The following is a 9778-nucleotide window of genomic DNA, read 5'->3' on the forward strand; positions in this document are numbered from 1 at the left end:
GGGTAGCTAATAACTACCCTTGCACTTTTAAAAAATGACTAAAACAATTCGGAAGTCGGAAGTAAAAGTATTTCCTAATTCCGACCTCCGAATTTCAACTTCAGTTGACCAGTTGACAAATGAATTTTCATAAAATTCATTTGTCAATATTTAAACCAGTCCGACTAACTAACGTTTACGCTTGGAATCATTTTGAGATGACTGTTTGATGTAATCACTAGGGATAACTATCTTGGATTTATCCCAGCGCAACAGATAGCAATAACTTTTAGTGTTAGGGCAGGCTACAAAAGCTGGAAAATTCACACCAAAAGTAAAAGCTAAGGATGTAAAAATTCCAAGCGTAATTAGATAAAGTGACCATCCTGACCACCCAGAGCCAATCCAGCGTGCAAAGTAAATCAAATTGACTTTGAATTGCTGCGATCGCTGACTACGTAGTTTCGCTTGCTTCTGTTGGGCCTCAATCCATTGCTGAGATTCATTGAGTTTGTTCAAAGCTATTTGGGTTGCCCGAAGCTTGGCTTTTTCCTCAATAATTTTGTGCGCTTTGACCTCAATAGTATGCTTTTCCTCATCTATTCGGATCTTGACCCATTCTCCAATGTCGGCGGCAAGCTCATTAAAGGCGGCTGCGGCTGGAATACTGGGGAAATCGGCTTTTTTCCCATAACCTTAGCTCTAAACGCCTCTCGTAGTTGCTGCCATTCCTGTTGAAAAGCAGGTGATTTCATCTCCTCTAATAAAGACTGCAAATACAACTTGGGCAACCCAGCCATATCACCCTTGGCCTTCTGTCGCACCATTTCTCTAATTAACTCTCGCTCCTCCTCACCCAATAAAGCCGTAGTATCTCCAAGCTGTTGCAGAAGTTCATCTGTATCTACATCTGGTGTCGAGTTATTCAGCCCGAAATATTGTGCAACCTCCTCAAAGGATTTGCGTTGATTTTTGATTAAATCGCAAGCCTCAAAGAAGCGATCGCACTCAGCTTGGTTATATTCATCCTGGTCTTGGAGTCCACAAGCTTGCAAAATTGAGATAGATTCACCCAGCGAAATTTTAGCACCTACTCGCTCCTTAGCTCTAGACAACAATGCAGAGATATCTAGAGGTTCAGCAGCAGGTTCATTCTTCTCATTTTTAGATTTTTTCCCTCTAGGTTTTGGGCTAGTTTCTGGTTGCTCCTTAACTTCTAATTCTTGTTGAAATAAATCCGTAGCTTGTTGGTAGTCAGAGACACGTTCACTTGTAAAGTATTGACGGACAGTATCAAAACCAGATTGGATCTCTTCATCTGCATATTCATTACAATCGGTAGACAACCCACAGGCGCTGAGAGTCGCATTCACATCTTCCACAGAGAGCGAATAAAGATTTTGTAGAGCTTCTTTAGTGTATGGCATGATTGTTAATTCCTACTTGAATGCTTCTTCTAGTAGCTCGTCATTTTCAAGGCTCATTACTGATGTCAAATTTTGCTCACCATCACTTTTAAGGTGAGTAGGTACAGATTTTGGTGTAGAAACATCAAAATTGGGATCAAGGTCAGCATCTGATTGAGTTGAATTGCCCAGCATCCCCTGATTCCCTAACTCATTTTCCAAACCAAAAGCTTGGGCTAAATAAATAATTTGTTGTTGCAATTGATAGATTGCAGTTCTGGCTTTCAGCTTCAAGTCAGCATCACTGAATCCCCCAGACCACTTGCAAGCTAAAGGATACCAAAAAGCCGCCAGCGCCCAGGTAATCATATTTTGGCGCGGGAACTCAAGAAACTTATTCTTGGGACTGAGATATTTAATCAGCGTGATATAAGGAGAATTGACACTAATTTGAAAGCGAAAATCGACTTGTTCAGGCATGAGTCGTCATCCTTTCAGAAGTTCCACACAGGTAATAAAAAAGTCCGTAATTATCTGTCAGCCGAAATTCCAATCCATTACGGGACACATCAGCTAAAAAGTTACGGTTGATTTGTGCTTCCAGTTCGTTACACCAGATTTTCTCAGTGTGCGGCAACAGACTATTTAACTCACGAGATAAATAGTGGGCTGTACCACCAGCAAATATCATCTCGTCGACATCAGAGGGGATGCGACTACGTAACCAACTAAAAAGACTAATCCAGTATTCCTCTCGTGCAGTAGCAACTGCTGACCTAATTTGAGAAAGTTCTGTATCTCGTAAACCAGGGTCTTGAACCCGGACTAAGTGAGCTAAAGCCTTAGTGCTGATTTTAGAACCAGCCTTAGAAATAGCTGCCGCTAACTTCAGAGGCTTCTGTCCAGATACCAAACGTTGCACACAGCCAACTAACTTGTTAAATCCTAAATCTTCAGTAATGCCTTGAGAAATCATACCTCTGTCCATAATCAGCAAAGAGATATTGCGATAACCAATCATCACCACCGCGATTTTACGTTCTTTGAGACTGGAACCGGGAGCGCGTCCCCGCGAAATTAAACCAAAACCTTCTGGACGACAGAAAAAACTTTCCAACTCAAACGAGCGTTCCACACCGCGAAACCGAAAACCAGCCAGAGCTTCAGTCACTAATTGTTCAAATAATTTGCGGTCTTCGTACTCACCGTAAGGCAACAGCACCCCCAAACGGATAGTTGCGCCATTAGAAAGAGAGTTTTTTTGTGCAAGAGCGCCTACAAGAGCCAAAGTCTTGTAAAGAGCGAGTTCAAACTTTGGTTCAGAAAGTTTTAAATCTGCATAGAATCGGTCTTGGGCGAGGAAACCAACAGCCCGATATTGTCCTTTGTACTCAACCCAAGCAGAATTTTCAGCAGCCGGACTACCAACACAGCTTGACTCGTAAGCTACAAGACTGGCTTTAGGAACTTGGGCAACTTCCGGTTCCATCAGTAGTAGTTTCGGGTGGAAGGATTTGAGAGTATAGAAAATCTTGCTCAGGGATGAACCTGGATCAAATGCAATTGTTAAATCTGCCATCGCTATTTGCTTGGCTGAAACCCTTTAATTATTAAACAACAAACTGCCAAAAAAAAGGCAAAATTAAGGAATTTTACAAAAAGGTAAATATAAGGAATTTCAATGGTAAATCAATGGCATTTCAATGGCAAATACAAGGAATTATTCCATCAGATTTCCGTAAAATATAGGAATTTCGGAAAATTTTCGCTATTCAGGAAAAAATAAGGTAAATCAATGGCATTACTAAGGTATTTACAAGGTAGAGGTCAGGTAAATATAAGGATTTTGCCTTTGAAAACCCAGTTTACCAAAGGGATTTCTCCCTCTGGACTCCCTCCAAAAAATTTTCGCACAGTACGCCAAAAAGTTTGTGCAGAAAAATCGAGTTGGATTTAAAATTTGATTAGGCAGAAAAACTGTATTAACAAATATTAAGTTTTGAATTACCCAACACTACAAAAAGTAAGTTCAACGCTTATAAAGACCCAAGCGCATCAAATGATGTCGATGTGTTTTTGGGAGAATAGCCATTACTGGAGTAGTCAACCATCACCCAAAAGACAATATTCTTCTGGTGTAGTGATTCGGGTAGCTTCTTTCAAAAAAGTCAATTGGGTAGGTTTTAATTTTTGTAAATACCATGCAGAGGCAGTGGGAATATTTCAAGAACTGCCAAAGAATGAAAAATTCTTTTATGAGCTAAAACCTAATTGTTATATCTCTTTCAAAGTTTGGTGCGTTGATGGTAAGCACTTTGAGAAGGTAATAAGCGAACTCAACAATTATGTGGATATAGGACTTGAATTTATAATTAGCAGTCCCGATCAAGTACCCGAACTGTTTCAAGCACTAAACCTGACATTCTATGAAAGGAGTGTTCAGTGTTAACAGGCAAGAACTCAGAACCACAGCAAGCAGTACATTACTTCATGGAAGGGTATTACCAGGAGGGTACTTCACGCTGGTCTGGGAAAGGTGCGAAAAAATTGGGACTATCAGGAGCAGTTGATCACCAAGAAACTTTTTCTAACATCGTTAATGGGCGATCGCCTGATGGAAGTCAAAACCTGTGCGCCAGAAAGTTAAACTCATCACAACGACGGGCGGCAACTGACTTTACTTTCTCTGCACCAAAGAGTGTCAGTCTACAAGCGTTAGTGGGTGGTGATGAAAGGCTAATTACTGCCCATCAGTTCGCGGTGCAAAAAACCTTAGAACTGATAGAAGAACGCTATAGCTACACCAGGGTAACAACAGACACAAGACGGGAAACTACCAGAACAGGAAATTTAGTAGTCGCGGAGTTTGACCACATTGAAACCAGGGAACTAGACCCGCATCTGCATACTCATGCCCTGGTTATGAACATGACGCAGCTAGACAATGAGGAATGGTATAGTCTCCTGAACGATGAGATTTTCAAAAATAAGAAATTTCTGGGCATGGTGTACCAGAACTACCTAGCAGTGGAGGTACAAAAATTAGGGTATGAGGTGGAAGCTAGGAATCATGGGCAGTTTGAGATTAAAGGTTTTCAGGAAGAGGATTTAAAGGAGTTTTCTAAACGACGACAGCAAATATTAAGTGCAGCAGGCGAAAACTCAACTTGGACAGAGCGCGAAGCAGCTTGGACTGCCACCCGTAACTTGAAGCAGAAAATTAATCCTGTGGAGTTAAAAGCCAAATGGAGAGAGGAAGCGGCAGCACTGGGGATCAAGTTTGTACAGCCTCTTGAGGCACAGCCGGAACTAAACCCCCGGTTAGTGAGCTATAAAAATCTGGAAGATGCAATCGCTCACTGCTCGGAAAGAAATGTCGCTTTCACCCAAGAAGATTTAGAAAAATTCATCCTAAACCAAGGGCTAGCCACGGAAGTTAATCAGATTGAACCGCTAGTTAAAGCTAACCCGGAATTACTCAGCCTGTCTCAAGAAAACCGCGACTTTACCACCCTGGCAGCAGTTAACCGAGAACTAACAACCATTAAATTGATGCAGTCTGGGATGGGTAAAGTTAGCCCACTTGCTCACCCAGAAGTAGTTGAAAGCCACCTGGAGAAAACAGCTTTAAACCTGGATCAACGTCGAGCGGTACTGACAGCAGTAACCACAACAGACCAATTTATGGCATGGCAGGGGGTAGCTGGCGCTGGTAAAACTTTCGCCCTCAAGGAATTCAAAGCGATCGCTGCCGCCTCTGGCTACACCATCAAAGGCTTTGCTCCTAGTTCGATGGCTGCTAAAGTCCTGGGCCAAGAGTTGGATATCCAAGCTGAGACTGTTGCTAGATTATTGGTCTCTGAATCACCCCAAGAAATTGAACCTAATCAAATTTGGATTGTGGACGAAGCAGGGTTACTCAGTGCTAAAGATGCCCTTGATCTTCTAGAACGGGCAACCCTTGAGCAAGCCAGAGTGTTGTTAGTGGGAGACACAAAACAGTTATCAGCTGTAGAAGCAGGCAACCCCTTCAAATCCCTACAACAGGCGGGAATCAAAACTAGCCACTTAAACGAATCTTTGAGGCAACGTGCGCCAAAGCTGAAACTGGCAGTAGACCTGATTGCTTCTGGCCGTATTGAGGAGGGATTTTCACGCCTCGATGAAAACGGTTGCATCCAGAGTGTAAAAGCAGAATCCAAAATTGAGGCGATTGCCCACGACTATGTAACAGCCACACCAGAACAACGAGCGCGAACCCTGGTACTGGCTGGAACAAATTTTGAGCGTTTGGCAATCACTCAAGCCATTCGGGGGCATTTAAAGGCTGAGGGTAGTTTAGGAACTGCGATCGCCATCACCCAACTGCAAGCCAAAGACTTAACTTCAGTACAAATGCGCTACACCCACAACTTTGAACTGGGTGATATGGTCATGCCCACCCGCAATTACAAGCGCCGGGGGCTGTCCAAGGGCAAGCTTTATGAAGTGGTGGATAAGGACAGTGACCAACTAACACTCAAAGCTAGTGATGGTAAGCATTTTCAAGTAGACACGGGATTTAAAAAGGCAGTTTACCAACGTCAACAGATTGAACTTGCCGAGGGCGATCGCCTACGCTGGACGAAAAACGACCGACAATTAGGACGGCGCAATGGTCAAGAGTTTGTAGTTAAAGCCATTGCAGGTTACAACGCGCAAATCCAGTATTTAGAAAGTGGTCAAACTGAATTTATTAACCTGCAACAAGCACAACACCTAGATTATGCGATCGTCAGCACTACATATAGTAGTCAGGGAAAGACGGCTGACCAAGTATTGATTGCTGCTGACAACACCATTGGACAAGAAAGCTTTTACGTTGCGGTCAGCCGTGCTAGGTATGAATTGAAACTCTACACGGAAGATAAAGACAATTTACTAGCCTTGGCGCAGTCGAGTAGGGCTAAAGAAAATGCACTGGTGCTACTGCGACAGAAAGAGTTAGAGAAGCAGCACCAATCAAAATTAGAGAAAGAAATGGTTGTAACTGCTCCGATTGTAGCTAAAACATCCACTACAGAGCAGGAAAGTAAAGAAGCGGAGGGGCAGAGGAGCAAAGAGGTGGAGGCAAGGGAGCGGAGGAGCGGGGGAGCAAAGGAGCAATCTTATACTGAGTCCTCCCCTCTGCCCCCCTGCCCTAGACCTCTGCCAAGTTCTTCCCCTCTGCCTCTTGTTTTTAAAACTCTACCGCCGGAAGCACCAAAAACTGTTGTTCCTACTCCCAAACCATTTATTAGAAAACCAGTTCCAAAAACAGCACAGCCAACAGTAGCATTTTGGACTCCTAGTAATATTAGTGAAGCCCCAGAAAAACTTGATTCTCAACACTGGCAAGAATTAATACAAGGTAGCGCCATCCACCCCGAAATTGCCAGCCTTAATTTCACTAGCTTGCATCAAACTCTTGATTGGGAGCATGAAGCTTGGGAATACCTCATGTACAGTGATAAACTGCCACGCACTAACACTGGTAGGCTGTCTTCAGGGATCATAAGTAAATATGCTCATATTGAATCAGGCGGCTGGTGGTGTGATGCTGGCGTTAATCCCGACTCCTTCGCCAATCTCCAATCAGGGGATAAACCTGATAGAAAGATATGGGGATGCTACAAACCCGATAACCCCAGAGAAAAAGCTGATAAACCCGGCAAATTCATCAAATATGAACATCCACCACAAACTGAACTCAGTATTTTCTTGCTCGATGTACCTGATGATATTGCTGGGCGTATCTATGAAAAAGCTGGGGTACAACCAACCGATTGCGATCGCCAAAGTGGATTTTGGTATTGCGTTTGGAAGCACAACTTACCAGTCACAATTACTGAAGGAGCAAAGAAAGCAGCCAGTTTGTTGAGCCAGGGTCATGCAGCGATCGGGCTACCAGGAATCTATGCTGGTTATCGCAGTAAAGATGAGTTTGGGGAGCAGACCAAAGCTCGGCTGATGGATGAATTAGCTGTTTTCGCCACTCCAGAACGGCAGATAACTTTCTGCTTTGATTACGAGACACGCCCGGACACTCAGCGAAATATAGAGATTGCTATCTCACGCACTGGGGGGCTGCTGGAGGAACGGGGAGCTAAAATTAATGTGGTGACGTTGCCGGGGCCAGATAAAGGCGTTGACGATTTAATAGTGGCTCAGGGGCCACTAGCATACGAAAAGGCGTTTTACGAAGCGTCAACTCTCAAGGCATGGCGAGATAACAACAATAAACAACGACATACTGCACCAGCACCACCCAAAAAGTTGAGTGACCAAGAGCGCAAACAACGGCTTCAACAACGTTTTTCAGGTCAAGTTACTCACAAGGCATTTAAGAAAGCCATCGATGCACTGACTGACCGAGAACTATTGTACTTAGAACAAGCGGTCAAGGAATATTTTGCCCAGCCAGTTGCTCAAGTACCAGCACCTGTTGATAAACAGGCTATTGAAAACGAAATTACTCAGCTTGGGCCACAAATTGATAGTTTGTGGTTAGAACACGCTATCCAAGAGAAAACTATCAGAGCAATGGAGCATTTTCCGCTTCATAAGTTGAGTAATAAGTATAACTTGAGACTAGAGCAGCAATTACAAACTATTGGAACTATCAAAGAATTAGTCACGTATCAGCAGCAGCTTCAGTCCAAACTTCAGGAATACGAAACCCAGGTAGAAAATCATCACTCCTGGGAGAACCAACAGCAAACTATTGAAATGAAGACTATGGCTGAAATACTAAACTCTCCTCAATTACAGTCACGACTAACGAGTATTTTGGATGAGATAGAACTTAAACAACAGCAAAGTCAAGCCAAGTTGTCTATTTCTCAGCAGCCATCACCACAACCGCGTCGAGGTTTGAGAAGGTGAATTATGTGCAACCTGAGTTACCGGGGCTAAATGAGCAATCGTACAGAAAGTTACGCTAAGACTGTAATCCTTACTGGGTAAGCATTCTGCAAATCGATATTTTTCACAATTCTCGATGTACCAATTAACCTATAGGCTATTTGGTACTGCATTTAGTAACGTAGTCATAAGGGTTTCAGGCTGTAAAAATCAGTGAGGTTTAAATGGTACAGCTTTAAGTGTGCATCCAATTGGTCAAAATCTCATTTTCGGGTAAAAGTTGAGAAAATTTTTTGAAACTCTCTCTGGGTAGGGTTTTCAGGCGTTGCATGGCGGCTCCTAGCAGCTTCGCTACTTTCTCCCCTATCTCTGAGAAAATTCCAGCCCCAGCAGGCATTTGGTGAATTATTTGTCGAAAATAAATCTAATGTTAAACCAAAGAATATGAATAAAGTTGTCGTCGGTTTTCAAAAACTATTAGTCCTTTTTTTAATCTTGATAATTATGTTTGTCAGTTACAACGCGGCTTCTGCCCAACAAAAAGAAATGATCGTGCGTATCTCGGAAATCGAAATAGATTCCAACTATCTTGAAGAGTATAAAGCCATCCTGAAAGAAGAATCTGAAGCGTCGGTCAGATTGGAACCAGGCGTTATCTCGATTTTCCCGATGTATCAAAAGGAAAATCCGACCGAGGTCAGGATTCTGGAAATCTACGCTAGCCGCGAAGCATACGAATCGCATCTCAAAACCCCGCATTTCCAGCGATATAAAACTACGACGCTGAAAATGGTCAAATTGCTGAAGCTGGTTGATATGGAAACGATGGACGCAAAGACGATGACTAAAATATTCAGGAAGATGGAAAAAAGTAAATCATGAGTTTAGAAAATAAACAATTCACAACAGAAGATTTAAAAAGATATATAGGTTATTTGGTACATCGAGAATTGCGAAAAATATTGAATTGCAGAATGCATATCCAGTAAGGGTTACAGCCAAAGCGTAAGTTTCTGCACGGATGCTCATTTGACCCCTTACCCTTAAATCAATGGGGACAAATGATCTGTGAAACTAATCAAACACAGGCGGTTAAACTATATCGAAAAGCATTGCTTTCATCAAAATGGTTAACCGTTTACTGATACAACAAGGAATTGACCAAAATTTACTATGAACTACCCCTGGCTCAAACTTTCGCACAGCCAGAGGTAGTTCATTATCTGAGTTTTATACCTGCACAAGTCAGATAAAACCTATTACCTTCTCAATTTTGTTGACTGTGATTGAGTATTAGTATGTTTTAAATAATCAGAAACTACCTCTCCTACTTCCTCTAACGATTCAACATCATTCTCTGTAGCATTAGCAGTCAAATCACCGTCAACCATCACAGCCCGACCATCTTTAGCTGTAACAGTAATACTATCTCCATTTTGGTAAAAGTTGTAATTCTTACTCTCATAACTGCGTGAACCATCAGAATGCTGATCACCAAAAAGACGCAGCAT

At 42.6% G+C, this 9778-nt stretch carries 8 protein-coding genes and 1 pseudogene; 3 read left to right on the forward strand and 6 right to left on the reverse strand.

Annotated elements, in window-relative coordinates:
• Positions 1 to 168: 168 nt before the first annotated feature.
• From VB732_RS29375 to VB732_RS29390, 4 genes are all read right to left on the reverse strand, one after another.
• Entirely contained in the window at positions 169 to 498 is a 330-nt protein-coding gene (locus VB732_RS29375) for a hypothetical protein (RefSeq protein WP_323234397.1), read from the reverse strand.
• 80 nt (positions 499 to 578) lie between these two features.
• Positions 579 to 1406, reverse strand: a complete 828-nt coding sequence (locus VB732_RS29380; RefSeq protein ID WP_323234398.1) for a hypothetical protein — start codon at positions 1404 to 1406, stop codon at positions 579 to 581.
• Between the two features lie 12 nt (positions 1407 to 1418).
• Positions 1419 to 1865 (reverse strand): hypothetical protein, encoded by a 447-nt coding sequence (locus VB732_RS29385; protein ID WP_323234399.1) that lies wholly within the window; start codon positions 1863 to 1865, stop codon positions 1419 to 1421.
• Positions 1858 to 2964: a ParM/StbA family protein gene (locus tag VB732_RS29390; RefSeq protein WP_323234400.1), complete on the reverse strand. Its 1107-nt coding sequence runs from the start codon at positions 2962 to 2964 to the stop codon at positions 1858 to 1860. The genes VB732_RS29385 and VB732_RS29390 overlap by 8 nt, the downstream gene beginning before the upstream one ends.
• Before the next feature lie 480 nt (positions 2965 to 3444).
• On the opposite strand from VB732_RS29390, the gene VB732_RS29395 reads away from it, so the two are divergent.
• Both VB732_RS29395 and mobF read left to right on the forward strand, forming a co-directional pair.
• Positions 3445 to 3834 (forward strand): hypothetical protein, encoded by a 390-nt coding sequence (locus VB732_RS29395; protein WP_323234401.1) that lies wholly within the window; start codon positions 3445 to 3447, stop codon positions 3832 to 3834.
• Positions 3828 to 8288 carry a MobF family relaxase gene (gene mobF, locus VB732_RS29400; protein WP_323234402.1) on the forward strand — a complete coding sequence of 1487 codons (4461 nt, stop codon included), beginning with the start codon at positions 3828 to 3830 and terminating at the stop codon, positions 8286 to 8288. The genes VB732_RS29395 and mobF overlap by 7 nt, the downstream gene beginning before the upstream one ends.
• Before the next feature lie 214 nt (positions 8289 to 8502).
• Here mobF and VB732_RS29405 read toward each other — a convergent pair whose 3' ends face one another.
• A complete protein-coding gene (locus tag VB732_RS29405) occupies positions 8503 to 8664 on the reverse strand; it encodes a hypothetical protein (protein WP_323234403.1) in 162 nt (53 codons plus the stop codon).
• 47 nt (positions 8665 to 8711) lie between these two features.
• On the opposite strand from VB732_RS29405, the gene VB732_RS29410 reads away from it, so the two are divergent.
• Entirely contained in the window at positions 8712 to 9149 is a 438-nt protein-coding gene (locus VB732_RS29410; RefSeq protein WP_323234404.1) for a putative quinol monooxygenase, read from the forward strand.
• Between the two features lie 377 nt (positions 9150 to 9526).
• Here the strand turns inward: VB732_RS29410 and VB732_RS29415 are convergent.
• Positions 9527 to 9778 (reverse strand): annotated as a pseudogene (locus tag VB732_RS29415) (hypothetical protein); the annotation flags it as partial.

Source organism: Nostoc sp. UHCC 0252 (assembly GCF_034931145.1).
Lineage (GTDB): Bacteria > Cyanobacteriota > Cyanobacteriia > Cyanobacteriales > Nostocaceae > Nostoc.

Bases quoted from the DNA above. Each gene is read 5' to 3' on its own strand.
- VB732_RS29380 (WP_323234398.1), bottom strand. From the start codon at position 1,406: ATGCCATACACTAAAGAAGCTCTACAAAATCTTTATTCGCTCTCTGTG.
- VB732_RS29385 (WP_323234399.1), bottom strand. From the start codon at position 1,865: ATGCCTGAACAAGTCGATTTTCGCTTTCAAATTAGTGTCAATTCTCCT.
- VB732_RS29390 (WP_323234400.1), bottom strand. From the start codon at position 2,964: ATGGCAGATTTAACAATTGCATTTGATCCAGGTTCATCCCTGAGCAAG.
- VB732_RS29395 (WP_323234401.1), top strand. From the start codon at position 3,445: ATGATGTCGATGTGTTTTTGGGAGAATAGCCATTACTGGAGTAGTCAA.
- VB732_RS29405 (WP_323234403.1), bottom strand. From the start codon at position 8,664: ATGCCTGCTGGGGCTGGAATTTTCTCAGAGATAGGGGAGAAAGTAGCG.
- VB732_RS29410 (WP_323234404.1), top strand. From the start codon at position 8,712: ATGAATAAAGTTGTCGTCGGTTTTCAAAAACTATTAGTCCTTTTTTTA.